We start from the raw sequence: 23,631 nt of genomic DNA, 5'->3' as shown, positions 1-23,631 counted from the left end.
CTACCGCTGCGGCTCTTCCCTGTGCTTGACCTGGCAGTCGGGTCCGGGCGACATGATCGCCTCGTGCCCGTCCGGGAAGCGGACCCGGTAGGGCGGGTTGCCCTCCTGTCCCATCACTTCGACGACTTCGGACTCCTGGTCGTGTTGGCCGACCACCCTGCCGTGCTGGACAAGGTGGTCCCCTTTGGACGCACGCATCTCCCGGCCCTCCTCACGATCACGACCGCTGGGTGACGGCGATGCACACGAGCACGGCGACGGCGGTCAGGGGAGCGGCCGCCGTGAAGTGCTCGCCCAGCAGCAGCGCCGACCACACCAGTGTGAGCAGGGGCTGAGCCAACTGCAACTGGCTCGCCCGGGGCACCCCGATGGCCGCCATCCCCCGGTACCAGACCACCAGACCGAGGAACTGGGAGCCCAGCGCCACCCACAGCACCCCGGCGACGCCGTGCGCGGTGAAGTGCACGGGCTCGTACGTGAGGGCCAGCGCGGCGGCCGGCAGCGTGAGCGGCAGGCACAGCACCAGCGCCCAGCCGATCACCTGCCAGCCCGGCATGACCCGGGCCAGCAGCCCGCCCTCGGTGTACCCGGCGGCGCACACCAGCAGGGCGGCGAACAGATAGCCGTCGGCGGCGGTGAGCGCGCCGCCGCTCTGCACCACGGTGAACGCCAGCACCGCCGCCGCGCCCGCCACCGCCGCGACCCAGAACCGGCGGGAGGGGCGGTGCCCGGTGCGCAGTGCCGAGCAGACGGCCGTGGTCAGCGGCAGCAGCCCCACCACGACGGCCGCGTGCGCGGTGGTGGAGGTGCGCAGGGCGAGCGTGGTCAGCGTCGGGAAGCCGAGCACCACGCCGAGCGCCACGACGGCGAGGGAGCCGAGCCGGCGCCGCTCGGGGAGCCGTACCCGCAGGGCCAGCAGGGCGCCGCCCGCCACCAGCGCGGCCAGCACGCTGCGCACGGTCACCAGCGACCAGGGGCCGAAACCCTCCAGGCCCCAGGCGGTGGCCGGGAAGGTGAGGGAGAAGGAGGCGACGCCGAGGGCGGCGAGCACGGTTCCGAGCACCCGGTGCTCCGGGGGAGCGGTGACTGCTATCGGGCCCGCGTCGATAGCGCTACTCTGTGTCTTCATGCAAGAGCGTAGCAGTGTGGGAGAACTGGCGGAACGGCTGCGAAGGGAGCTGGACCGCTACTCGACCGGTGAGAAGCTGCCGTCGAGCAGGGCGCTGGTCGAGCGGTTCCGGGTGAGCCCGGTGACCGTCTCGCGGGCCCTCGCCCAGCTGGCCGCCGAGGGCCTGGTCGTCACCCGGCCCGGCGCCGGCGCCTTCCGGGCCCGGCCGCGCGCCGAGCGGGAGCCGGCCGGGGACACCTCCTGGCAGGAGGTCGCGCTGAGCGCCGACGGCAGCGCCGATCTCGTACCGCGCACCGTGGACGCCTCCGGGGTCACGGTCTCGCTGGCCGCGCCGCCGCCCGGGGTGCTGGAGTTCAACGGCGGCTACCTCCATCCCTCGCTCCAGCCGGAGCGGGCCATGGCGGCGGCGCTCGCCCGCGCGGGCCGGCGCCCCGGCGCCTGGGCGCGGCCGCCGCTGGAGGGGCTGCCGGAGCTGCGGGAGTGGTTCGCGCGCGAGATCGGCGGCACGGTGGGCGCCGCCGACGTGCTGATCGCGGCGGGCGGCCAGGCCGCGCTGGCCACCGCCCTGCGCGCGCTCGCCCCGCCCGGCGCCCCGGTGCTGGTCGAGTCGCCCACCTACCCCGGCATGCTCGCCCTCGCCCGGGCGGGCGGACTGCGCCCCGTCCCGGTGCCGGTGGACCGCGACGGCGTCCGCCCCGACCTGCTCGCGGACGCCTTCCGGGCCACCGGCGCCCGGGTGTTCGTCTGCCAGCCCCTGTTCCAGAACCCGACCGGCGCGGTCCTGGCCCCCGACCGGCGCCCCGAGGTGCTGCGCATCGCCCGCGCGGCCGGCGCCTTCGTCATCGAGGACGACTTCGTACGGCGCCTCGTGCACGCCGACGCGGGCCCGCTGCCGCGCCCGCTGGCCGCCGACGACCCCGACGGCGTGGTGGTGCACGTCGGCTCGCTGACCAAGGCGACCTCACCCAGCTTCCGGGTGAGCGCGCTCGCCGCGCACGGACCGGTGCTGGAACGGCTGCGCGCCATCCAGGTGGTGGACACCTTCTTCGTCCCCCGCCCGCTCCAGGAGGCCGCGCTGGAACTGGTCGGCTCCCCGGCCTGGACCCGCCATCTGCGCACGCTGGCGGAGGAGTTGCGGCTGCGCCGCGAGGCGATGACCCGCGCGCTCGCCCTGCACCTGCCCGAACTCGCCCTGCCGCACGTCCCGTCCGGCGGCTACCACCTCTGGCCGCGCCTGCCCGAGGGCACCGACGACGCGGCACTGTCCGCCGCCGCCCTGCGCGCGGGCGTGGCCCTCACCCCGGGGCGCCCCTACTTCAGCGCCGAACCCCCCGGCCCGTACGTGCGGCTGAGCTTCGCGGCGGTGGCCGGCACCGGGGAGATCGCGGACGGGGTGCGGCGGCTGCGGGCGGCCTGGGACGAGGCGCGGTAGGGCCTGCCGGTGGAACCCGAATCGGGTGGCCCCGGACGGCCCGCGCCTGCGATCATCGCGCGATGAGCGAGACACCCCGACTCCCCGATGGCTACGAGTTCTCCGACGACACCGCCCGCGTCGACGTCGGCCTGGTCCACCGCTGGCTGTCCACCGACGCCTACTGGGCGGTGGACCGCCCCCGCGAGACGCACGAGCAGGCCATGGCGTCCTCGCTCAACTTCGGGGTGTACGAGACGGATACGGGCGCGCAGGTGGCGTACGCCCGGGTGGTGACCGACCGGGCGCTGTTCGCGTGGCTCGCCGATGTCTACGTCGACCGCTCGGTGCGCGGCAAGGGTGTGGGCACCGCGTTCGTCGCGGGCATCCGCGACCACCTGCGGCCGTACGGCCTGCGTCGCATCCTGCTCGCCACCGAGGACGCGCACGGGGTCTACGAGAAGCTGGGCTTCCGCCCGCTGGACCGCCCCGAGATGTGGATGATCCACACCCCGCGGTGAACGGCCGGGCACACCTCAGGGCCCGGGGGCGCCTCGTGCCCCCCGCACCCGTGGGCACGACCGTCACCGCATGCCGCGGGGGGTGACGGTCGTCCCGCCGCGCGCCGCTGCTCACGGAGCGGTGCGGGGACGACCGGCCGCTGGATCGGGCCGGCTGGGATGTCGTGCGCGGCCGGCGGACCCGGTGCCGCCGGCGGCGGCCGAACTGCGCCGGGCGCGGGCCGACCCCGGGCGAGGCGGTGGCGCGCGAACCGGCGGCGGGGGACGCCTGACCCGCCGACCCGCCGACCCGCCGACCCGCCGACCCGCCGACCCGCCGACCCGCCGACCCGCCGACCCGCCGACCCGCCGACCCGCCGACCCGCCGACCCGCCGACCCGCCCGGCGCGGCGGCGGATCCCCGGTCGGCCCTCATCTCCCGGCGGCGGTCGGCTCGGCGCCCGCCCCGCCGGGCACGGCGCCCGCGTGGTCACGGTCGCCGACCCCCGGTGGTCCGCGCGGCACCGGTCCACGCCTCGAAGCCGCCGCCCGCCACCGTCTGGAACCCGGCGGCGTGCGCCGGCTCCGGAACCTGGACGTGCGCCCGCTGCCACCGCCCCGCACCGGTCACCCGCCCCGCCGCAGCCTCCGCATCGAGGGCCTGGGCCGACCGCCCCGGCCGCGGCCCCTCGCCCGCGTGGCCGCGACGGTCACCGGGCGAAGAACCGCTGCGCCGCCCGTACGCCCTCGACCAGCGCGTCCACCTCGGCGGGGGTGTTGTAGACGTAGAAGCTCGCGCGGGTGGTCGCCGGGATGCCGTAGCGCCGCACGATCGGCCGGGCGCAGTGGTGGCCGACGCGGACGGCGACGCCCCGGTCGTCCAGGACCTGGCCGACGTCGTGCGGGTGGATGCCGTCCACGGTGAAGGAGACCGCCGAACCCCGGTCGGCGGGGCCGGCGGGCCCGACCACGCGGACGCCCGGGACCTCGGCGAGCAGTTCCAGGGCGCGGGCGGTGAGCGTCTCCTCGTACGCCGCCACCTCGGCCATGCCCAGCCGCTCCAGGTAGTCGACCGCCGCCGCGAGCCCCACCGCCTGCGCGGTCATCGGGACGCCCGCCTCGAAGCGCTGCGGCGGCGGCAGGAAGCTGGTGCGGTCCATCTCCACCACCTCGATCATCGAGCCGCCGGTGAGGAACGGCGGCAGTTCGCCGAGCAGGTCCGCGCGGCCCCACAGCACGCCGATGCCGTTCGGGCCGAGCATCTTGTGCCCGGAGAACGCGAGGAAGTCCGCGCCCAGCGCGCGCACGTCCACCGGGCGGTGCGGTACGGACTGGGCGCCGTCCACGACCACCAGGGTGCCGAACGCATGGGCGCGGTCCGCGAGTTCGCGCACCGGGTTGAGCGTGCCGAGCACGTTGGACTGGTGGGTGACGGCGAGCACCCTGGTGCGCTCGTCGAGGAGTTCGTCGATCCGGGTCAGGTCGAGGCGGCCGTCGTCGGTCAGGCCGAACCAGTCCAGGGTTGCCCCGGTCCGCTCGGCGAGCTGCTGCCAGGGCACCAGGTTGGCGTGGTGTTCCATCTCCGTCACCACGATGCGGTCGCCGGGGCCGATCCGGCCGGCGTTGCCGAGGGCGTAGGCGACGAGGTTGATGCCCTCGGTGGTGTTCTTGGTGAAGACCACTTCGTCGTCGGCCGCGCCGATGAACCGCGCGACGGTGTGCCGGGCGTCCTCGTAGGCCTCCGTGGCCTCGCCCGCGAGCTGGTGCGCGCCGCGGTGCACGGCCGCGTTGCGGGTGAGGTAGAACTCCCGCTCGGCGTCCAGGACCGCCAGCGGTTTCTGGGTGGTCGCCCCGGAGTCCAGGTAGACGAGCGGTGCGCCGCTCGCCAGCGTCCGCCCCAGGATCGGGAAGTCCTTGCGCAGCGCGTCCACGTCGAAGGCCACGGCGTCTCACCTCTCACGGCTTCGTGAATGTTTCTCCGTGAGGCACGGTAATCTCCTCTCACGGAGAACCGCAAGGATTACCATGAGGCCGTGGATCAAGAGACCCCCGTCTACCTGCACCGGATGCCCGTCCCCGGCGAGGACCGGTACGTCTGCCTGGCGCTGGTCAACAGCCGCTTCCGGGTCAGCCACGGCCAGGTCGACCTGCTCGACGGCGCCGAGGCCGCGCACCTGTGGCTGGTCCGGCACGAGGCGCTGCCCGACCGGGTGCCGCTGAACGGGCGGCAGGCCGGCCGGCTGCGCGTGCTCCGGGAGGCGCTGCGGGCCCTGTTCGAGGCGCACGGCAGCGGCGGCCCGCCGCCGGCCGACGCCCTCGACGCCCTCAACGCGGCCCTCGCCGCCGCCCCGTCCACGCCCCGCCTCGGCTGGGGCGCCGACGGCCCGCGCCGGGACGACGTCCCCGACACCGGCAACCCGGCCGCCGCCGCGCTGTTCCTGCTCGCCGAGGACGCCGCCGACCTGCTCACCGGGGGCGACGCGGCCCAGCTCACCGAGTGCGCCGCGCCCGGCTGCGACCGCTGGTTCCTGCGCTCCCACGGCGCCCGCCGCTGGTGCACCACCCAGTGCGGCAACCGGGTCCGGGCCGCGCGGGCGTATGCGGCCCGCAAAGGCACTTCACCTTGAAAACACCTCCGAATAACGTGCCGGAAAGCTTTGGTTTCCCGGGTGGACATGAAATCGATGATTTTCGGCCCGGGGCCGTAGAAAAACGCATCAATGTGCGATGCGGATACAACCGAAGAGAAAGCAGCACCGTCTAACCCGGCGAAATCCAGAGGCGAATTCGTGGGGAGCTGCCGAGAATGGTTCGTCGGAGCGAGCGGGGCGCGGGGCGCCCGGCCGCCGCGTCGCTGGCCGCCCTCGTCGCCTGCGTGGCGCTGTGCGCCGCGGACGCGCTGGCCGGCGGCTACCCGTTCGGCCCGCGCACCCGCAGCGTCAACGACCTGGGCAACCAGTACGTACCGCTGCACGCCCACCTCTGGGACCTGCTGCACGGCAGGGCCGACGGCGGACTGCTGGTCAACTGGCAGTCCGGGTACGGCTCCAGCTTCCTGCCCGACTTCGGCACCTACCTCGCCAGCCCGTTCGCGCCGCTCGTCGCGCTCTTCCCCCGGGACGAGATCGACCTCGCGGTGTACGTCATCACCGTCTTGAAGATCGCCTGCGCGGCGGCCGTCATGGCGTGCCTGCTGCTCGCGCTGCGGCCCGGCCGCTGGTGGGCGGCGGGGCTGCTCGGGGCGTCGTACGCGCTGTGCGGCTGGACGCTGGCGGACGCCGACTACAACCCGATGTGGCTCGACGGGCTGATCGCGCTGCCGCTGCTGTGCCTGGTCGGCGAATGGGCCCTGGCCGGGCGGCGCCGCGTCCTCGGGGTGCTGCTCGTCGCGCTCGTGTGGAGCGCCAACTTCTACACCGCCTACATGGCCACCCTCGGGGCCGCGCTGGTGCTGCTGGTACGGCTGTCGCTCGCCGGGCCGACCCGCCGGCAGGCCCTCGCCGCCACCGGCCGCGCCGTGCTCACCGTCGTCCTCGGCACGGGGCTCGCCGCGCCCCTGGTGGCGGTCGTCTACCTCGGCACCAAGCACGCCTACCCGGGCCGGGTACGGCCGTTCAACCCGGTGCCGACCGAGGACCTGGTCGCCCGGCTGCTGCCGGGGACGTACGGCTGGGGCTCCCCGGCGCTCTACGTCGGCACCACCGCCCTGCTGCTCGCCCTCGCCCTGCCCTTCCACCGGGCCGTCCCGGGCCGCGTCCGGGCGGCCTGGACCGCGCTGGTGCTCGCGGTGGCCCTCTCCCTGCAATGGGCGCCCACCAGCCTCGCCTGGCACGCCTTCGCCACCCCGCAGGGCAGCTCCTACCGGCAGACCTTCGTGCTGGCCGGGCTGCTCGTCATCGCCGCCTGGCACGCCCTGTCGTACGGCCCGCCCCGACCGGCCGCGCTCGGCGCCGCCACCGCGCTGCTCGCCCTGGGCGCCGTCGCCGCCCGCGGCAGCGACGTGATCCACGCGCACACCTGGCCCCTCCTGCTGCTCGCCGCCGGCGGAACGCTCACCGGACTCCTCCTCCTGCGCGGCGCGGGGCGGCACGGCGGACTCGCCGCCCTCGCCGTCCTCGTCCTCCTCGGCGCGCAGCTGGGCGAGAGCGCCGTCACCTCCGCCGTCGCGAACGGGCTGCGCCTCAAGCACCTGGACGACTACGCCCCCTTCGGCCAGCGGCAGCAGCGGCAGGCGGCGGCGATCGCCGGGGCCGACGACTGGCCCCGCCACCGCACCGAGCCCGGCCGCGAACAGACCGTCGCCAACGACCCGATGCTGGTGGGCGGTCAGGGCGCCGCCTACTACAGCAGCCTGACCTCCGACGTCCTCTCCCGCACCCTCACCGCGCTGGGCGGCGGCTGGACCTCGCGCGGCCGGGGGGTGCAGAGCCTCGACAACGCCGTCACCGACGTGCTCTTCTCCGTCGGCGCCCGGGTGCACAGCCCGCCCGACCCGCACCAGACCCACCGTCCCGGGGACACCGCCCCGCCCACCGTCACCCGGCGGGCCGTGCCGCCCCTGGTCACCGTGCGGCCCGGCCCCGGCACCACGCCCTTCGGCGCGTCCCCGTACCGCAACCAGGAACTGCTGCTGGGCAGCCGTGTCTACACCGTGCCCGCCCTCACCGTGCGCGACGACGCCGGGGCCCCGCTGCCCGCCCGCCGGGTCGGCTCGGGCACCGCGCGGACCCGGCCGGCGATCACCGCGAGCTGCCCGCCCGGCACCCAGGTGAACCTGTGGGCACCGCACTTCTCCGGCACCGCCCGGCTCGCCACCGGCACGGACACCGCCGTGTTCCGGTCGGTGAGCGGGCGCAGCCTGGCCGCGATGGAGCCGCTGGGCCGGACCCCGGCCTCCGGGCGGGTGCGGATCGAGCTGGTCCCCGACCGGCCCGGCCGCGTCCCGCCGGGCGCCGTCGGCTGCCTGGACACCGCCCGGCTGGACACCGCCGCCGCCCGCCTCACGGCCACCGGAGCCACGGCGGTCACCGTCTCGGACGGCACCCTGCACGCCCAACTGCCGCCCGGCAGCAGGGGACTCGCCGTCGTCGCCGCGCCCCGCATCGCCGGCTGGCGGTGCGCCGCGGGCGACGGCCCGGCTCGGCCCGCCGGCCAGTACCACGGTCTGATCGCCGTCCCCCTGGACGGCGGCCAGACCAGCCTGACCTGCACCTTCCACCCGCCCGGCCTACGGCTGGGCACGACCGTCGGGCTCGCCTCGCTCGCGGTCCTGCTCCTGCTCACCGCGGGCGCCGCCGTCCGCCGCCGACGCACCTCGGCGCCCGCCCCGACCGCACCACCGGCACCGCGCGAGCGCGCGACGGCCGCGCACTGACCGCGACCCTGGGGGAACCACCATGCTGATATCGATCGTCGCGCCCTGCTACAACGAGGAAGACGTCCTGGACCGCTTCCACGAAGCGGTGCAGCGGGTCGCCGACGAACTCCTGCCGCTCGGCCACGACATGGAGTTCGTGTACGTGGACGACGGCAGCCGCGACCGCACCCTCGCCCTCCTCGAACGGCTCGCCGCCCGCGACGCGCGCGTGCGCTACGTCTCCTTCAGCCGCAACTTCGGCAAGGAGGCGGCCCTGCTCGCCGGGCTGCGGCACGCCTCCGGGGACTCGGTCGTCGTCATGGACGCCGACCTCCAGCACCCGCCGGAGCTGATCGCACGCATGGTACGGCTGCGCGAACAGGGCCACGACCAGGTCATCGCCCGCCGCACCCGCACCGGCGACCGCTTCACCCGCACCCTGACCGCGCGCCTGTACTACCGCCTCGTCAACCGGCTGATCGACGTCGAACTCCGCGACGGCGTAGGGGACTTCCGGCTGCTGTCGCGCCGGGTGGTGGACGCGGTGCTGGCCCTGACCGAGTACAACCGCTTCTCCAAGGGCCTGTTCGCCTGGGTGGGCTTCCCCAGCACCACCTTCGAGTACGAGAACGCCACGCGCGAGGCGGGACGCAGCTCCTGGAACCTGCGCGGACTGCTCAACTACGGCCTGGACGGCGTGCTCTCCTTCAACAACCGGCCGCTGCGCGCCGCCCTCTGGCTCGGCATGGGCCTGCTGCTGTGCGCCGGCCTCTACACGGCGTGGATCGTGGGCGCCGCGCTGGTGCACGGGGTGCAGACGCCCGGCTATGTGACCATCATCACCGCCGTCACCGCCCTCGCCGGGGTGCAGATGGTCATGCTGGGAGTGATCGGGGAGTACACCGGACGCATCTACTACGAGGTGAAGGGCCGCCCGCACTTCCTGGTGAAGGCGACCAACGTGGAACGGACGAAAGACCTCATCCCTTGATAGCTCGGCAGATCGTCACCTTCGCCGTGGTCGGCGTGCTCAACACGGCCGTCTACTACGGCCTTTACCTGCTCTTCCTCAACTGGCTGCCCTATCTCGCCGCGCACGTCCTGGCATTCGCGCTGAGCATGGTCGGCTCCTTTTTCCTCAACGCGCGCTTCACCTATCGCATTCGCCCGACCTGGCGGAAATTCCTGCTGTTCCCGCTGACGAACGCCGCCAATTTCGTCATCACCACGGTGGGCGTGTACGTGATCGTGGACGTCCTGCACGCGGGCAGCCGGTTCGCCCCGCTGCTGGCCTCAGCGGCGGCGATCCCGGTGACCTTCGTGGTGTCGCGGTGGATCATGCTGCCGGGGGCGAAGTTCCGTACGGCCGACGGCTGACCGGTCAGCGGGGCGCTTCGATGCCCCAGGCCGCCGCCCGGGCCGCGGCGGCCGCCCGGTTGGGCAGGCCGAGCTTGGCCAGGATGTGCTCGATGTGCGTGCCCACCGTGCGGGGCGTGACGTACAGCCGTTCGGCTATCTCCCGGTTGGTGCGTCCGGCCGTGAGTTCGGCCAGCACCTGGAGTTCCCGGGGCGAGAGACCGCCGGGCCGCCCGGCCCCCGCGCCCGGGTCGACGGCCGCCGCCAGCGACTCGGTGAGCAGGGTGACCGCGGCCCGGGCCGGATCGGGCGCGCCGCGCGGGCGCCGGGTGCTGACGTTGAGCATGCCGACGTAGCGGCCGTCGGCGGCGAACAGGCACTGGGCGACACCGTCGCGGATGCCGAGGGGGCGCAGCACGTCGCGGAAGCCCGGGGACGCGTCGAGGAGGTGCCGGGGGACGTCCGGGAGCCAGAGACCGCCGCCGCCCGGCCCGCGCAGCACCTGGAACACCGGGTCGTGGTGGAGCCGGGTCTCGATGTACGCGGTGGCGCCGGCCGGATAGGTGCCGGCGAGGGTGGTGTGGCGCCGGCGCACCGGGTCCCAGCGGGTCAGCGAGGCGTGGTCGTACTCCACGACCTCGGACAGCGCCGCCAGGACCGCGTCCGCGCCGCGCGCGCCGTCCGAGGCGCCGCGGGCGGCCGCGCGGACCCGGACGGCCGCGTCCAGGATGTCCGCCGTGCTCCGTCGTGCTGCCATCCCCTCAGCATGATCACGTGCCCGGAACGGGTCAAACGCGCCGGGCGTCGTGCACGATCCGCCCGTCCAGCACGGTGAGGACGACGGGCATGCCGGGGATGTCGTGGGGGTCGGCGGCGAGCAGGTCCCCGTCGAGCACGCAGAGGTCGGCGACCTTGCCCGGCTCCAGGGAGCCCTTCCAGTCGTCGGCGAAGTCCTGCCAGGCCGCGTCGATCGTGTAGGTGCGCAGCGCCTCGGCCAGGGTGATGCGCTGCCCGGGGCCGCTGACCCGGCCGGCGGCCTTGGACTCGCGCAGCATCATGGTGGAGACGCCCTGGCGCCAGTCCGGGTGGGTGACCGGGGCGTCGGAGCCGCTCGCGACCCGCACCCCGGCGTCGAGGGCGTCGCGGTACGGCCACGCGTAGGCGGCCCGGTCTGCGCCGACGAACTCCTCCTCCATGTCGGCGACGGTCCACTTGATGGTGGGGTTCATGTTGACGCCGAGGCCGTGCGCGGCCAGCACCTTCATGCTGTGCGGGGTGAGGAAGTCGCCGTGGATGACGTAGTGGCGGGCGTCTGGGCGCGGGTGGGCGGCGAGGGCGGCGGCGAAGGCGTCCGCCACGGTGTCGATGGCGCGGTCGCCGGTGACGTGGACGCCGATCTGGTGCCCGGCGGCGTGCGCGTGCCGGATCATGGCGTCGATCCCGGCGGCCCGCTCGGCGTCGTCCGCGCCGCCCACGCACAGGGAGCCGCAGCCGCCGCCGTTGTACGGCTCGTGCATCCAGGCCGTCTTGTTGGGGACGATGCCGTCGGCGAAGACCTTCACCCCGAGGATCGCGAGGCGGCGCGGATCGGCGCCGCCCGGCTCGGCGATTCCGCCTGGTCCGCCGAGCCCGTCGACGGCGCGGGCGAACTCCTCGGCGGTGCTCGCCATCCCGGTGGGCAGCAGCAGCACACCGACGCGGGCGGTCAGTTCGCCGTCGGCCAGCAGCCGCCGGTAGACCTCCAGCGTCTGCGTGCCGAGGGCGCCCCGCATGATGCCCTCGCCGCCGGGTCCGAGCCCGGGCTCGGTGTAGCTGGTCACGCCGAGCCGGGCGAGGGCGGCGAGGGCCGACCGGACCGCCTGCGTGCGCTCCTGCCGGCTCAGCGGCGGCAGCGCCCGCTGCACCAGGTCCTGGGCGCCCTCGTGCAGCAGCCCGGTGGGTTCCCCGGCCGCGTCCGTGACGATGGCCCCGCCGGGCGGCGCGACGGTGTGCCGGTCGATCCCGATCAGCTCCAGCGCCCGGGAGTTGACCCAGGTGGCGTGCCCGGAGAAGGAGTACAGGACGACCGGGTGGTCCGGGCTCGCGGCGTCGATGTCCCGCCGCGAGGGCAGCCGCGCCGGATCGGCCAGGCACTCCGCCAGATACCCGGTGTCCCACCCGTGCCCCGTGATCCACTGCCCGTCCGGGGTCCGCCGCACGGCCTCCCGCACCGCCGCGGCCACGTCCGCGAGCGAGGACACCGCCGGGTGCCCGACGTCCACCGAGACCGGGGGCGTCGCCATGCCGAAGGCGCAGCCGTGCAGGTGCGAGTCGTTGATCCCGGGCAGCAGCGTCGCCCCGCGCAACTCCACGACGCGGGTGCGGGGCCCGATCAGCGCGGCGACCTCCTCCCGGTCGCCGACGGCGCTGATCAGCCCGTCGCTCACCGCCAGCGCCTCGGCCACGGAGAACTCCGCGTCGACCGTGACCACCCGGCCACCGACGAACACCAGATCCGCATACCTGTCCACAGAAGGTCCTTCCGTACACGGGCGCCCCACGGCCGCCCGAAACGATCTCCCGAGGACTATGCCGACGCGCCGGCCCGCCGCACATCGGTCATCTCACCGATACCCGGTGCCCGGGGGCGCCGTGCCTTCGGGGCGTGCCGTGGCGGGCCGCCCGGTCGGAATCGGGGCAAGCGAGAACGGGGAAGCGGCGGCCGGCGGCGGGGCCACCGCATGACCATTGCATAAACGTGCATTGCTGCGTATAGTCATGCCATCCAGAGGAGGACGGACATGGCGGTACGTGCGGCGGTTGCCGGGGCGAGCGGGTACGCGGGTGGCGAGGTTCTGCGGCTGCTGCTCGCGCACCCCGAGGTCGAGGTCGGGGCGCTGACCGGGAACTCCAACGCGGGACAGCGGCTCGGCGGGCTCCAGCCCCACCTGTGGCCGTTGGCCGACCGGGTGCTGGGCGAGACCACGGCCGACGCGCTCGCCGGGCACGACGTGGTGTTCCTCGCGCTGCCGCACGGGCAGTCCGCCGCCGTCGCCGAGCAGCTCGGCCCGGATGTGCTCGTGATCGACATGGGCGCCGACTTCCGGCTCCGGGACGCGGGCGACTGGGAGAAGTTCTACGGCTCCCCGCACGCCGGCACCTGGCCCTACGGCCTCCCCGAGCTGCCCGGCGCCCGCGCCGCGCTCACCGGCTCCAAGCGCATCGCCGTGCCCGGCTGCTACCCCACCGCGGCGACCCTCGCCCTCTACCCCGCCTACGCGGCGCGGCTCGCCGAGCCCGAGGCCGTGATCGTCGCCGCCTCCGGCACCTCCGGCGCGGGCAAGGCACCCAAGCCGCACCTGCTGGGCAGCGAGGTCATGGGCTCCATGTCGCCGTACGGCGTCGGCGGCGGCCACCGGCACACCCCCGAGATGATCCAGAACCTCAGCGCGGTCGCGGGGGAGCGGATCACCGTCTCCTTCACCCCGACCCTCGCCCCGATGCCCCGGGGCATCCTCGCCACGTGCAGCGCCAAGGCCGCGCCCGGGGCGACCGCGGAGTCGGTGCGCGCCGCCTACGAGAAGGCCTACGCCGACGAGCCCTTCGTGCACCTGCTGCCCCCGGGCCAGTGGCCCTCGACGGGCGCCGTGCACGGTTCCAACGCCGTTCAGGTGCAGGTCGCCCACGACGAGGCCGCGGGCCGCATCATCGCGATCAGCGCCATCGACAACCTGACCAAGGGCACCGCGGGCGGTGCCGTCCAGAGCATGAACCTCGCCCTGGGTCTCGACGAGACCACCGGGCTTTCCACGATCGGAGTCGCACCGTGAGCGTCACGGCAGCCAAGGGATTCCGGGCGGCGGGCATCGCCGCCGGGATCAAGCAGAACGGCAACCCCGACCTGGCCCTCGTGGTCAACGACGGGCCCCGCCGTGCCGCCGCGGCCGTCTTCACCGCCAACCGCGTCAAGGCCGCGCCGGTGCTGTGGTCGGAGCAGGTCATCAAGAGCGGCCAGGTCTCCGCCGTGGTCCTCAACTCCGGTGGCGCCAACGCCTGTACCGGCCCCAAGGGCTTCCAGGACACCCACGCCACCGCCGAGAAGGCGGGCGAGGTGCTGGGCCGCGGCGCCATCGAGGTCGCCGTCTGCTCCACCGGCCTGATCGGCACCCTGCTGCCCATGGACAAGGTGCTCCCGGGCATCGAGACCGCCGCCGCCCAGCTGTCCGAGCACGGCGGCGAGAAGGCCGCCATCGCCATCAAGACCACCGACACCGTGCACAAGACGTCGGTCGTCTCCGGAGGAGACTGGACGGTCGGCGGGATGGCCAAGGGCGCGGGCATGCTCGCCCCGGGCCTCGCCACCATGCTGGTCGTGATCACCACCGACGCCGACGTGGACGACGCCACCCTGGACAAGGCCCTGCGCGCCGCCACCCGGGTCACCTTCGACCGCGTCGACTCCGACGGCTGCATGTCCACCAACGACACCGTGCTGCTGCTGTCCTCCGGCGCCTCGGGCGCCACCCCCGACTACGACGCCTTCGCGGACGCCGTGCGGCAGGTCTGCGCCGACCTCGGCCGCCAGCTCATCGGCGACGCCGAGGGCGCCAGCAAGGACATCAAGGTCGAGGTGGTCAACGCGGCGAGCGAGGCGGACGCCGTCGAGGTGGGCCGCTCCATCGCCCGCAACAACCTCCTCAAGTGCGCCATCCACGGCGAGGACCCCAACTGGGGCCGCGTCCTGTCCGCGATCGGCACCACCGGCGCCGTCTTCGAGCCGGACCGGCTGAACGTCGCCATCAACGGCGTCTGGGTGTGCAAGAACGGCTCGGTCGGCGAGGACCGCGACCTGGTCGACATGCGCTACCGCGAGGTGCACATCGTCGCCGACCTGGCCGCCGGCACCGAGACCGCGACGATCTGGACCAACGACCTGACCGCCGACTACGTCCACGAGAACAGCGCCTACTCCTCATGACCGCGACGCGCAAGCACACGGCACTGCCCAAGGCCAAGATCCTCATCGAGGCGCTGCCCTGGCTGACCCGGCACCACGGCAAGGTCGTCGTCATCAAGTTCGGCGGCAACGCCATGGTGGACGAGGAACTGAAGGCCGCCTTCGCCCAGGACGTCGTCTTCCTGCGGCACGCCGGACTCAAGCCGGTCGTGGTGCACGGCGGCGGCCCCCAGATCAGCGCCGCCCTCGACCGGCACGGCATCGTCAGCGAGTTCAAGGCCGGCCTGCGGGTCACCACCGAGGAGGCCATGGACGTCGTACGGATGGTGCTCGCCGGACAGGTGCAGCGCGAGCTGGTCGGTCTGCTCAACCAGCACGGCCCGCTCGCCGTCGGCCTCACCGGCGAGGACGCCCACACCATCACCGCCGTCAAGCATCTCCCGCAGATCGACGGCGAGTTCGTCGACATCGGCCGGGTCGGCGAGATCACCGCGATCGACACCGGCGCCATCGAGGCCCTGCTCGCCGACGGCCGCATCCCGGTCGTCTCCTCCATCGCCCGCAGTCAGGACGACGGTCATGTCTACAACGTCAATGCTGATACGGCGGCTGCGGCACTCGCTGCGGCACTGGACGCCGAAACCCTCATGGTCCTCACCGACGTCGAGGGCCTCTACGAGGACTGGCCGCACTCCGACGAGGTGATCAGCCGCCTCACCGCAAGCCAACTGGAGAAGCTGCTCCCGGAGTTGAGCTCCGGCATGGTGCCCAAGATGCAGGGCTGCCTGTACGCCGTCCGCAACGGCGTGCACACCGCCCGCGTCATCGACGGCCGGGTCCAGCACTCCATCCTGCTGGAGATCTTCACCGACGAGGGCATCGGCACCATGGTCGTGCCCGACGAGCCCGAAAAGGACACGCCGTGACGGGCAACCAGGAACTGACCCAGCGCTGGCAGAGCGCGCTCATGAACAACTACGGCACCCCGCGCCTGCCCCTTGTGCGCGGCGCGGGCGCCACCGTGTGGGACGCCGAGGGCCGCGCGTACACCGACTTCGTCGGCGGCATCGCCACCAACGCCCTCGGCCACGCCCACCCGGCGATCGTCGAGGCGGTCACCCGGCAGATCGGCTCCCTCGGCCACGTCTCCAACCTCTTCCTGGCCGAGCCGACCGTCGCCCTCGCCGAGCGGCTGCTCCAGCTCTTCGGCCGCGACGGCCGGGTCTTCTTCTGCAACTCCGGCGCCGAGGCCAACGAGGCCGCCTTCAAGATCGGCCGGCTCACCGGGCGGACGCACGTCGTCGCCACCGAGGGCGGTTTCCACGGCCGTACGATGGGCGCCCTCGCGCTCACCGGGCAGCCCGCCAAGCAGGACCCGTTCCGCCCGCTGCCCGGCGACGTCACCCACGTCCCCTACGGCGACGCCCAGGCGCTGGCCGCCGCCGTCACCGAGGAGACGGCCCTGGTGATCATCGAGCCGGTCCAGGGCGAGAACGGCGTCGTCGTACCGCCGCCCGGCTACCTCAAGGCGGCCCGCGCCATCACCGCCGCCACCGGCGCCCTGCTGGTCCTGGACGAGGTGCAGACCGGCATCGGCCGCACCGGCACCTGGTTCGCCTACCAGGCCCACGAGGGCGTGCTGCCGGACGTGGTCACCCTCGCCAAGCAGCTCGGCGGCGGCCTGCCGCTCGGCGCCACCGTCGCGTTCGGCCGCGCCGCCGACCTGCTGCGCCCCGGCCAGCACGGCACCACCTTCGGTGGCAACCCGGTCGCCTGCGCCGCCGGGCTCGCCGTCCTCGACACCATCGAGGGCGAGGAACTGCTGGAGAACGTCAAGCGGCAGGGCGAGCGGCTGCGCACCGGGATCGAGGCCCTGGACCACCCGCTGGTCGACCATGTCCGGGGCGCGGGCCTGCTCCTGGGTATCGTGCTCACCGGGCCGCGCGCGCCACAGGTGCAGCAGGCGGCCCAGGAGGCCGGGTTCCTGGTGAACGCCCCCGCCCCCGACGTCGTGCGGCTCATGCCCCCGCTGAACCTGCGCGACGACGAGGCGGGTGCCTTGCTCCAGGCGCTGCCCGGCATCCTCGACGCAGGCGGGGACGGACGATCCGGAGAATGAGACGACGATGAGCCAGGCGCAGGACCGCGAGCAGACAGGTGCCGGGCCCGCCGTGCCGCAGACGCGCACCGCACGCCACCGCCGGATCGTGGACATCCTCAACCGGGAGCCGGTGCGGTCGCAGAGCCAGCTGGCCAAGCTGCTCTCCGACGACGGGCTCAGCGTCACCCAGGCGACGCTCTCCCGGGACCTCGACGAACTGAACGCGGTCAAGATCCGCAACAACGACGGCGACCTCATCTACGCGGTGCCCAGCGAGGGCGGCTTCCGCACCCCGCGCGCCCCGCTGGGCGAATCCGCCAAGGAGGAGCGGATGCGGCGCCTGTCCCAGGAGCTGCTGATCTCCGCCGAGGCCTCGGCCAACCTGGTCGTGCTGCGCACCCCGCCCGGGGCCGCCCAGTTCCTCGCCTCGGCCATCGACCAGGCCGAGCTGCACGACATCCTCGGCACCATCGCGGGCGACGACACCCTGCTGCTGATCAGCCGGAACCCCACCGGCGGCCAGGCCCTGGCGGACCACCTGCTCAAGCTCGCCCAGAACGGGCACTGACCGGCATGCGCGGCGCGGCCCCCCGGCGGAGAATGGGCATGTGATCCTCCGCGACGGCCGGACCGGGGGGCGGGCAATCCCCCGGCGGCCGTCGGCCGTATACAAGGGTGTGTCGGGTTTGCGGTTCCCCTTGGGGCGCCTCCCGGACGAGGCGCTGCTGTCCGGGCTGGCCACCGGAGACCAGGAGCTGGCGATCGTCTTCGTGCGGCGTTTCCAGCACCGGGTCTTCGGCGTGGCCATGGCGGTCACCGGGGACCAGCAGCTCGCCGAGGACGTCGCCCAGCAGACGTTCGAACGCGCGTGGCGGCACGCGCAGATCTACGATTCGCGCCGTGGTTCGGTCACCACCTGGCTGACCACCATCGCGCACAACCTCGCCATCGACGCCGTACGCGCCCGGCGCACGGAGCCGGTGGCACCCGAGGACCTCGACGCCCTTCTCGGCACGGTCACCGAGACCCCCGAGCGATGGGTGCTGGCCGACGAGGCCTCCGCCCGGCTGCGGGCCGCCGTGGGCCGGCTGCCCCGGGAACAGGCGCGGGCCCTGATGATGGCGGGTGTCTACGGGATGACGGCCCAGCAGGTCGCCGACGCGGAACAGATCCCGCTCGGCACCGCCAAGACCCGGATCAGGGCGGCGATGGGCAAACTGCGCACCACACTGTCGGCTCCGGAGCGGGGCGACCATGTCCAGTGACGCGAACTGCGAGAAGCTGCGCGAGCTCGGGGCCGAGCTGGCGCTGGGCGTGCTGCCCGGCCGGGAGCGCGCCGAGGCCCTCGCCCACCTGGACGGGTGCGCGGACTGCCGGGAGTTCGTCCGCCAGCTGACCCTGGTCGGCGACCGGCTGATCGGCCTGCTGCCCTGCCAGGAGCCGCCCCTCGGCTTCGAGACCCGGGTGGCGCGCAGCCTGGCGCGGCAGGCGACGGCGCAGCGGCACGCCTCCGGGCACGGCGCGGGGGTCGCGTTCGCGGCGCTGCGCGAGCGGGCGCGCCGGACCCGGGTGCGGCTCGCGGCGGCCGGAGCCGGCCTCGCGCTGGTCGCCGGGTTCGCCGGCTGGGGCATCGGCACCGCGGTCGAGCAGGTCACCGCCACGCCCCCGCACACCATGCAGTCCGAACCCATGCTGGTCGGCGACATGACCTCCGCCTCGGCCCGCGGCCGGTCCGTCGGCGAGGTGTACGCCCGTCCCGGCAACCCCGGCTGGATCTTCATGACCGTCGAACTCGCCGGGCACGGCGGCGCGTACACCGGCCGGGTCTCCTGTGTGCTGGAGCGCTCGGACGGCACGACCGTGCACGTCGGCGACTTCACCGTGCGCGACGGGCACGGCTACTGGGGGGCCACGGCGCCCGTCGACCCGGACTCCGTCTCCGGCGCCCGGCTGATCTCGGCCGACGGCACCGTCCTCGCGCACGCCCGGCTGCAGACCGCGCATGTGCTGTCCCGGGAGACATGAGCCGTCAGGACGCCACCCTGCCGGTGTTCAGCCGGTGCAGCCGGGCGTACGTGCCGTCGAGGTCCAGCAGCTCGGCGTGCGCGCCGTCCTCGACGACCCGGCCCGCGTCGAGCACCACGATCCGGGTGGCGTCCCGGACGGTGAGCAGGTTGTGCGAGATGACGATGGTGGTCCGCCCGGCCATCAGCCGGCGCAGCGGTTCCATGATCCGCCGGCCCGAACCCGCGTCGAGCCCGGTGGTCGGCTCGTCCAGCAGCAGCACGGGCGCGTTCCTGACCATCGCGCGGGCGATGGCCAGCCGCTGGCACTGGCCGCCGGACAGGGTGCGCCCGCGCTGGCCGACGAGCGTGTCGTACCCGTCCGGGAGCCGCTCGACGAACTCGTGCGCGTCCGCCGCGCGCGCCGCCGCCACGATCTCGGCCTCGGACGCGCCGGGGCGGCCGTAGGCGATGTTCTCCCGCACGGTGCCGTGGAAGACCAGGGTCTCCTGGAGCACCACCGCGACGCTCTCGCGCACGTCGGCCAGGCGCAGCTCGCGCAGATCGGTGCCGTCGAGCCGGACCGCGCCCCGGTCGGGGTCGTAGAAGCGCAGCTGGAGCCGGGCGACGGTGGACTTGCCGGCGCCGCTCGCCCCGACCAGCGCCAGCGTCTCGCCGGGCGCCACCCGGAAGGAGACGTCCGCGAGGGCCCAGGGGGTGGTGCCGGGGTAGCGGAACCAGACGCCGTCGAACTCCACCGAGCCGTGTGCCCGGCCGGTCGGGCGGGCGTCCGCCCGCTCGGTGACCTGGGGGCGCTGGTCCAGCAGCTCGATGATCCGCTCGGCGGAGGCGGCGGCCGTGTAGAAGGTGGTGGCGAGTCCGGACATCCCGCGCACCGGGCCGTACATCTTGCCGATCAGGGCGAGGAAGACCAGCAGCCCGCCCAGGGTGAGCCGCCCCTGGGCCAGCTGCCAGGTACCGAGGCCGAGGACCGCGAGCACCCCGGCCACCTCGATGACCTCGACGATCGGGGCGTAGACCGCCCGGATGCGGGTCGAGGCGAGCACCGCCCGCAGCCGGCCCGAGCCTTCCCGCTCGAAGCGGTGCGCCTCCCAGCCCTGCCGGTTGTACGCCTGCACCAGCGCCACGTTGCCGAGCACCTCCTCGGCGATCGCGCTGAGCGAGCCGCCGCGCCGCCTGGTCTCCCGGGACGCCTCCTTGCTCAGCCGCGCGAAGTGCCGCGCCGCGGACCAGAAGAGCGGCACGATGACCAGCGCGAGCAGCGTGAGGTCCCAGCTCAGGTAGAACAACAGGCCGAGGAAGACGGCCAGTTGGAGCACGTAGTACAGGGCGTCGGCCACGCCCGACAGCAGGAACGTCTCGACCGCGTCCACGTCGTTGGTGACGCGGGACAGCACGTCGCCGAGCCGGCGGCGTTCGAAGAAGCCGAGGGACAGCCCCTGGAGATGGCGGAAGACCGCGCAGCGCAAGGAGAGCAGAAAGCGTTCGCCGACCCAGGTGGAGGTCATCCGGTCGGCGAATCCGAGGACGCCCGAGCACACGATCAGCCCCAGGTAGGCGGGGGCGATCCACAGGAAGGGTCCCAGGTCCCGGGGGACCAGCACCTCGTCCACGACGGTCTTGAACAGCCACAGCTCCCCGGCGTCGACGGCCGGTCCGGCCATGCTGAACAGCACGAGGGGCACGAGCCAGCGGCGGCCGCCCCGGGTGTAGGGCCAGAACCGCCGGAACACCTCGCGCGGGGGGACCGCGGGCGCGGCCGCCACGACCGTGTCGGAGGTCTCGCCCACCGACAGCAGACGCCGCAGCACACGCGCCATGGGATGCGTTTCCTCGGAGTGCGGACGGGCGGATCGGGGTCTTCGTCCCCCGGCCCGCCCGTCCTGTGCGGAGGTGGTCGGTCAGTAGCGTCCGAAGCGGTCGTCGTGCCGGTCGCCGTGGTCGTGACGGTCGAAGTCGTCGTGCCGGTCCCGGTCACGGTCACGGTCGCGGTCGCGCCCGCGCCCGCGGTCTCCGCCGCGGTCGTCGTGGTCGCCGCCGTGCCCGCCGTGGCCGCCGTGGTCACGCAGCGGCAGCAGGCTGCTGAAGATTGCCATGGGTTCCTCCCGGAGAATTCGCTTCACACGGGATACGTCGCAGGGCGCGAGAGGGATGGCTTCTCCGGGAAGAAATTTCCCTTTCAACCCACATACCGGTCAAGGCCCCCGGTGCGGAGCACCTCGTCCTGCGCCGTGAGCAGCAGCGCCTCCACCCCGGGCAGCGACTCCAGCCAGGCGAGGCCCGCGCGCGAGCCCCGTGCGAACGCGGCCGTGGCCCAGCAGTCCGCCCAGGTCAGCCGGGGTGCCACCACGGTCGCCGACACCAGGTCGGTGTCCGCGGGCCGGCCCGTGCGCGGGTCCACGATGTGCGCGCCCCGCTCGGCGGTGCCCGACGTGGCGACGGACAGCTCGGCCGCCCCCGCCGACGACACCACCGCGGCGAGCCCCCCGGCCCGCAGCGGATCGGCCACGCCCACCCGCCAGGGCCGCCCCGGCTCCGGCTCGCCCAGCAGCTGGACGTCGCCGCCGCCGTTGACGCCGACCCCGCGCACTCCCGGCACCCGGGCCAGCAGCCGCGCGGCCCGCTCGGCCGCCCAGCCCTTGACGATCCCGGTGGGATCCGGCACGCCCCGGTGGCGGGTGGCGAACCATCCCTCGCTCACCCGTTCCGCCTCCGCCGCCAGTGCCAGTACCTCGGCCACCTCGGGCGCACACTCCGCCACGGTCAGCTCGCCCCGCGCCAGCCGGGACACCTCGCTGTCCGCGCGGTACGTGCTGAACACCGCGTCCGCCCGGTGGAGCCCCGCCACCGCCGCGCCGAGCGCCGCCCGCACCGCGCTCGGCTCACCGCCGCGCACGTCGAAGGAGAAGACGGTCCCCATGACCTCCTCCGCGTGCCGCACCGCGTCACCCATGGGCCTGGTCCAGCGCGGACTGGAGGGACTGCCGGTAGCCGGTGCTGGTGTACGTGGCCCCCGAGACCATGTCGATCCGCGCGCTCTGCGCCGCCAGCGCCTCGCGCCGCAGCTGGGGGAGCGCATAGCTGTTGATCTCCTGGTCGCGCGGGTTGTCCGTGGGGTACTGGACGGCCGTCACGTCGGTGAGCCTGCCGTCCTCGATGGTGGCCCGCACCTGGACCGGGCCCCAGCGGGTCTGCACGGTGCTGCCGGTGACGGTCTTCGAGACGCCTCCGGGGGAGGCGGGCGCGCTCGCCCCGGTCCGCGGGGCCTCAGTCGACGCGCCCACGACGAGACCGGAACCGGCGTGCGGCTTCAGGGACAGCAGCAGCACCACGCCGGAGACCGTGGCGGCGCTCGCCAGGACGATGCGGCGCAGCGGCCGGTTCTTCCTCAACGCGTGCATGGCGTCGGCCTCACAGTTCGAAGGACTCGTGGTGGATGCGGTGGTCCCGCAGACCGGCCGCGCGCAGGGCCTCGTAGACGTCCCGCGCGAATCCGTGCGGCCCGCAGATGTAGACGTCGTGGCCGCGCAGCCCGGGGACGGCCGCCCGCAGCGACTCCGCCGTGAGGGCGGGCCGCTCACCGTGCGGACCGTTCAGCGCGTACAGCACCCTGGCACCGCGCCACCGGGCGATCGCCTCCAGTTCGCCGCCCAGCGCGAGATCCTCCGCCGAGCGCGCCCGGTACAGCAGGGTGACCTCGCCGGGCAGCGTCTCGAACAGGGCCCGCAGCGGTGTGACGCCGACTCCGGCCGCGATCAGCAGGGAGCGCCGGGCCGTGGTCCGGTCGGCGGTGAGCGCGCCGTAGGGGCCCTCCGCCCACACCCGGGTGCCGGGCCTGAGCAGCGAGACGGCCGTGCTGTGGTCGCCGAGCGCCTTCACCGTGATGCGCAGCAGGTCGGGGCGCGGCGGCGCCGACAGGGAGTACGGGGTGGAGGTCCAGGCCATGCCCTCGGCGAGGAACCGCCAGCGGAAGAACTGGCCCGGCCGCGCGCCCAGCCGGTCGAGGTGCCGGCCGCGCATCACGACCGAGTACACGCCGGGCGCCTCCGGCTGCACCGACTCCACCCGCAGCCGGTGCCGCCGGTTCAGCCGCACCGGGGTGAGGACGCGGAACCACACCACGAGCGCCGCGACCCCGAGGTAGAGCGCGTACCAGGCGGCGGCGGCCACCGGCGCGCCGTTGAACTGCTCGCCCAGCGACACCTGGTGGAAGAAGGTCAGGAACACGGCCGCGTACGTGAGCAGGTGGACGTAGTACCAGAACTCGTGCCGGACCCGGCGGCGCACCGCCCGCACGGAGGTGAGACCGACCGCGAACAGGATCACGGTGCCCGCGCCGGCCTTCAGCATGTCCGGGTAGTCCAGCACCACGGTGACCGTCTCGTGCCACAGCGACGCCCGGTCCTGTGCCGCGTACCCGGCGAGGATCAGCACGATGTGCGCCACCAGCAGGCACACCGTGTACCGGCCGGCCATCGCGTGCCAGCGCGCCACCCGGTCCGAACCCACCCGGTTCTCCAGCAGCGGCACCCGCGCCATCAGGCCGACGAGCACCGCGCAGGCGTACCCGCACAGCAGCCCGGCGATCCGCCCGGCGCCGGTGAGCCAGCCGGCCGCTCCGACCACCGAGGCGGTGTCCGTCCACCAGAGCGCGACCACGGCCGCCGCCCCCGCCCACAGCACGGCGAGCAGTGGCCCCGCGGGGGAGCGGCGCCGCGCGGCCCCCGGCAGGGGCGGTGCCGCCCGCCTCGTGTCCACTGCTGTCATCAGGCCGTCCCTTCGTCCGTCGGCCCGCCCACTGTGCGTGCCCAAGCTCTG

At 74.3% G+C, this 23,631-nt stretch carries 23 protein-coding genes; 13 read left to right on the top strand and 10 right to left on the bottom strand.

Translation table 11 applies throughout. The features are described 5' to 3' along the window. Together BLW85_RS09865 and BLW85_RS09860 are read right to left on the bottom strand one after the other, a co-directional pair. Positions 1-198, bottom strand: coding sequence for a DUF1918 domain-containing protein (locus BLW85_RS09865; protein WP_070030179.1), 198 nt, complete (start codon positions 196-198; stop codon positions 1-3). 19 nt (positions 199-217) lie between these two features. Then, a complete protein-coding gene (locus BLW85_RS09860; RefSeq protein WP_079172311.1) occupies positions 218-1,129 on the bottom strand; it encodes a DMT family transporter in 912 nt (303 codons plus the stop codon). Here BLW85_RS09860 and BLW85_RS09855 point away from each other — a divergent pair. After that, a complete protein-coding gene (locus tag BLW85_RS09855; RefSeq protein WP_208624827.1) occupies positions 1,128-2,561 on the top strand; it encodes an aminotransferase-like domain-containing protein in 1,434 nt (477 codons plus the stop codon). The genes BLW85_RS09860 and BLW85_RS09855 overlap by 2 nt on opposite strands. 62 nt (positions 2,562-2,623) lie before the next feature. Then, positions 2,624-3,061: a GNAT family N-acetyltransferase gene (locus BLW85_RS09850; protein WP_070030177.1), complete on the top strand. Its 438-nt coding sequence runs from the start codon at positions 2,624-2,626 to the stop codon at positions 3,059-3,061. Positions 3,062-3,750: 689 nt separating this feature from the next. Here the strand turns inward: BLW85_RS09850 and BLW85_RS09845 are convergent. Then, a complete protein-coding gene (locus BLW85_RS09845; protein WP_074991852.1) occupies positions 3,751-4,983 on the bottom strand; it encodes a cysteine desulfurase in 1,233 nt (410 codons plus the stop codon). 90 nt (positions 4,984-5,073) lie between these two features. On the opposite strand from BLW85_RS09845, the gene BLW85_RS09840 reads away from it, so the two are divergent. The 4 genes from BLW85_RS09840 to BLW85_RS09825 all read left to right on the top strand — a co-directional run bounded on the left by BLW85_RS09840 (position 5,074) and on the right by BLW85_RS09825 (position 9,773). After that, a complete protein-coding gene (locus BLW85_RS09840; RefSeq protein WP_074991851.1) occupies positions 5,074-5,667 on the top strand; it encodes a CGNR zinc finger domain-containing protein in 594 nt (197 codons plus the stop codon). Between the two features lie 179 nt (positions 5,668-5,846). After that, a complete protein-coding gene (locus BLW85_RS09835) occupies positions 5,847-8,414 on the top strand; it encodes a YfhO family protein (RefSeq protein ID WP_074991850.1) in 2,568 nt (855 codons plus the stop codon). A 22-nt stretch (positions 8,415-8,436) separates the two neighbouring features. Continuing rightward, positions 8,437-9,387, top strand: coding sequence for a glycosyltransferase family 2 protein (locus BLW85_RS09830; protein ID WP_070030170.1), 951 nt, complete (start codon positions 8,437-8,439; stop codon positions 9,385-9,387). Continuing rightward, positions 9,384-9,773, top strand: coding sequence for a GtrA family protein (locus BLW85_RS09825; protein WP_070030168.1), 390 nt, complete (start codon positions 9,384-9,386; stop codon positions 9,771-9,773). Before BLW85_RS09830 ends, BLW85_RS09825 begins: the two co-directional genes overlap by 4 nt. 4 nt (positions 9,774-9,777) lie before the next feature. Here the strand turns inward: BLW85_RS09825 and BLW85_RS09820 are convergent, their stop codons facing one another. Both BLW85_RS09820 and BLW85_RS09815 read right to left on the bottom strand, forming a co-directional pair. Continuing rightward, positions 9,778-10,509 carry a helix-turn-helix transcriptional regulator gene (locus BLW85_RS09820; protein WP_074991849.1) on the bottom strand — a complete coding sequence of 244 codons (732 nt, stop codon included), beginning with the start codon at positions 10,507-10,509 and terminating at the stop codon, positions 9,778-9,780. A 31-nt stretch (positions 10,510-10,540) separates the two neighbouring features. After that, positions 10,541-12,262 (bottom strand): amidohydrolase, encoded by a 1,722-nt coding sequence (locus tag BLW85_RS09815; RefSeq protein WP_074991848.1) that lies wholly within the window; start codon positions 12,260-12,262, stop codon positions 10,541-10,543. A gap of 270 nt (positions 12,263-12,532) precedes the next feature. On the opposite strand from BLW85_RS09815, the gene argC reads away from it, so the two are divergent. The 7 genes from argC (at position 12,533) to BLW85_RS09780 (ending at position 18,814) form a co-directional block, all read left to right on the top strand. Then, positions 12,533-13,561: an N-acetyl-gamma-glutamyl-phosphate reductase gene (gene argC / locus BLW85_RS09810; RefSeq protein WP_074991847.1), complete on the top strand. Its 1,029-nt coding sequence runs from the start codon at positions 12,533-12,535 to the stop codon at positions 13,559-13,561. Beyond that, positions 13,558-14,709 (top strand): bifunctional glutamate N-acetyltransferase/amino-acid acetyltransferase ArgJ, encoded by a 1,152-nt coding sequence (gene argJ, locus BLW85_RS09805; RefSeq protein ID WP_070030157.1) that lies wholly within the window; start codon positions 13,558-13,560, stop codon positions 14,707-14,709. Before argC ends, argJ begins: the two co-directional genes overlap by 4 nt. Next, the gene (argB, locus tag BLW85_RS09800) at positions 14,706-15,614 is read left to right on the top strand and encodes an acetylglutamate kinase (RefSeq protein WP_070030155.1); all 909 of its coding nucleotides are present in this window, start codon (positions 14,706-14,708) and stop codon (positions 15,612-15,614) included. The genes argJ and argB overlap by 4 nt, the downstream gene beginning before the upstream one ends. Next, positions 15,611-16,807 carry an acetylornithine transaminase gene (locus BLW85_RS09795; RefSeq protein WP_071828524.1) on the top strand — a complete coding sequence of 399 codons (1,197 nt, stop codon included), beginning with the start codon at positions 15,611-15,613 and terminating at the stop codon, positions 16,805-16,807. The genes argB and BLW85_RS09795 overlap by 4 nt, the downstream gene beginning before the upstream one ends. A 7-nt stretch (positions 16,808-16,814) precedes the next feature. Continuing rightward, positions 16,815-17,357, top strand: coding sequence for an arginine repressor (locus tag BLW85_RS09790; RefSeq protein WP_070030153.1), 543 nt, complete (start codon positions 16,815-16,817; stop codon positions 17,355-17,357). Positions 17,358-17,466: 109 nt separating this feature from the next. Then, positions 17,467-18,054 carry an RNA polymerase sigma factor gene (locus BLW85_RS09785; protein ID WP_070030276.1) on the top strand — a complete coding sequence of 196 codons (588 nt, stop codon included), beginning with the start codon at positions 17,467-17,469 and terminating at the stop codon, positions 18,052-18,054. Beyond that, on the top strand, positions 18,044-18,814 hold the full coding sequence (locus BLW85_RS09780; RefSeq protein WP_074991846.1) for a zf-HC2 domain-containing protein: 771 nt from the start codon (positions 18,044-18,046) through the stop codon (positions 18,812-18,814). Before BLW85_RS09785 ends, BLW85_RS09780 begins: the two co-directional genes overlap by 11 nt. A 4-nt stretch (positions 18,815-18,818) precedes the next feature. Here BLW85_RS09780 and BLW85_RS09775 read toward each other — a convergent pair whose 3' ends face one another. The 5 genes from BLW85_RS09775 to BLW85_RS09755 all read right to left on the bottom strand — a co-directional run bounded on the left by BLW85_RS09775 (position 18,819) and on the right by BLW85_RS09755 (position 23,580). After that, positions 18,819-20,633 (bottom strand): ABC transporter ATP-binding protein, encoded by a 1,815-nt coding sequence (locus BLW85_RS09775; RefSeq protein WP_074991845.1) that lies wholly within the window; start codon positions 20,631-20,633, stop codon positions 18,819-18,821. Between the two features lie 81 nt (positions 20,634-20,714). Continuing rightward, positions 20,715-20,909 (bottom strand): hypothetical protein, encoded by a 195-nt coding sequence (locus tag BLW85_RS38385; protein WP_070030148.1) that lies wholly within the window; start codon positions 20,907-20,909, stop codon positions 20,715-20,717. 83 nt (positions 20,910-20,992) lie between these two features. Continuing rightward, the gene (locus tag BLW85_RS09765) at positions 20,993-21,733 is read right to left on the bottom strand and encodes an FAD:protein FMN transferase (RefSeq protein WP_107409285.1); all 741 of its coding nucleotides are present in this window, start codon (positions 21,731-21,733) and stop codon (positions 20,993-20,995) included. Positions 21,734-21,758: 25 nt separating this feature from the next. After that, complete coding sequence (locus BLW85_RS09760; RefSeq protein ID WP_070030146.1) at positions 21,759-22,214, bottom strand: FMN-binding protein; 456 nt, start codon at positions 22,212-22,214, stop codon at positions 21,759-21,761. A 10-nt stretch (positions 22,215-22,224) separates the two neighbouring features. Then, the gene (locus BLW85_RS09755) at positions 22,225-23,580 is read right to left on the bottom strand and encodes a ferredoxin reductase family protein (protein ID WP_070030145.1); all 1,356 of its coding nucleotides are present in this window, start codon (positions 23,578-23,580) and stop codon (positions 22,225-22,227) included. Between the last annotated feature and the right edge of the window lie 51 nt (positions 23,581-23,631).

The sequence above is a fragment of the Streptomyces misionensis genome (genome assembly GCF_900104815.1).
GTDB lineage: Bacteria > Actinomycetota > Actinomycetes > Streptomycetales > Streptomycetaceae > Streptomyces > Streptomyces misionensis.
This window is presented reverse-complemented; position numbering and strand designations above follow the sequence as displayed.

Bases quoted from the DNA above. Each gene is read 5' to 3' on its own strand.
- argC (WP_074991847.1), top strand. From the start codon at position 12,533: ATGGCGGTACGTGCGGCGGTTGCCGGGGCGAGCGGGTACGCGGGTGGC.
- BLW85_RS09790 (WP_070030153.1), top strand. From the start codon at position 16,815: ATGAGCCAGGCGCAGGACCGCGAGCAGACAGGTGCCGGGCCCGCCGTG.
- BLW85_RS09820 (WP_074991849.1), bottom strand. From the start codon at position 10,509: ATGGCAGCACGACGGAGCACGGCGGACATCCTGGACGCGGCCGTCCGG.
- BLW85_RS09775 (WP_074991845.1), bottom strand. From the start codon at position 20,633: ATGGCGCGTGTGCTGCGGCGTCTGCTGTCGGTGGGCGAGACCTCCGAC.
- BLW85_RS09765 (WP_107409285.1), bottom strand. From the start codon at position 21,733: ATGGGGACCGTCTTCTCCTTCGACGTGCGCGGCGGTGAGCCGAGCGCG.
- BLW85_RS38385 (WP_070030148.1), bottom strand. From the start codon at position 20,909: ATGGCAATCTTCAGCAGCCTGCTGCCGCTGCGTGACCACGGCGGCCAC.
- BLW85_RS09780 (WP_074991846.1), top strand. From the start codon at position 18,044: ATGTCCAGTGACGCGAACTGCGAGAAGCTGCGCGAGCTCGGGGCCGAG.
- argB (WP_070030155.1), top strand. From the start codon at position 14,706: ATGACCGCGACGCGCAAGCACACGGCACTGCCCAAGGCCAAGATCCTC.
- BLW85_RS09865 (WP_070030179.1), bottom strand. From the start codon at position 198: ATGCGTGCGTCCAAAGGGGACCACCTTGTCCAGCACGGCAGGGTGGTC.
- BLW85_RS09760 (WP_070030146.1), bottom strand. From the start codon at position 22,214: ATGCACGCGTTGAGGAAGAACCGGCCGCTGCGCCGCATCGTCCTGGCG.
- BLW85_RS09830 (WP_070030170.1), top strand. From the start codon at position 8,437: ATGCTGATATCGATCGTCGCGCCCTGCTACAACGAGGAAGACGTCCTG.
- BLW85_RS09855 (WP_208624827.1), top strand. From the start codon at position 1,128: ATGCAAGAGCGTAGCAGTGTGGGAGAACTGGCGGAACGGCTGCGAAGG.
- BLW85_RS09835 (WP_074991850.1), top strand. From the start codon at position 5,847: ATGGTTCGTCGGAGCGAGCGGGGCGCGGGGCGCCCGGCCGCCGCGTCG.
- BLW85_RS09860 (WP_079172311.1), bottom strand. From the start codon at position 1,129: ATGAAGACACAGAGTAGCGCTATCGACGCGGGCCCGATAGCAGTCACC.
- BLW85_RS09850 (WP_070030177.1), top strand. From the start codon at position 2,624: ATGAGCGAGACACCCCGACTCCCCGATGGCTACGAGTTCTCCGACGAC.
- BLW85_RS09755 (WP_070030145.1), bottom strand. From the start codon at position 23,580: ATGACAGCAGTGGACACGAGGCGGGCGGCACCGCCCCTGCCGGGGGCC.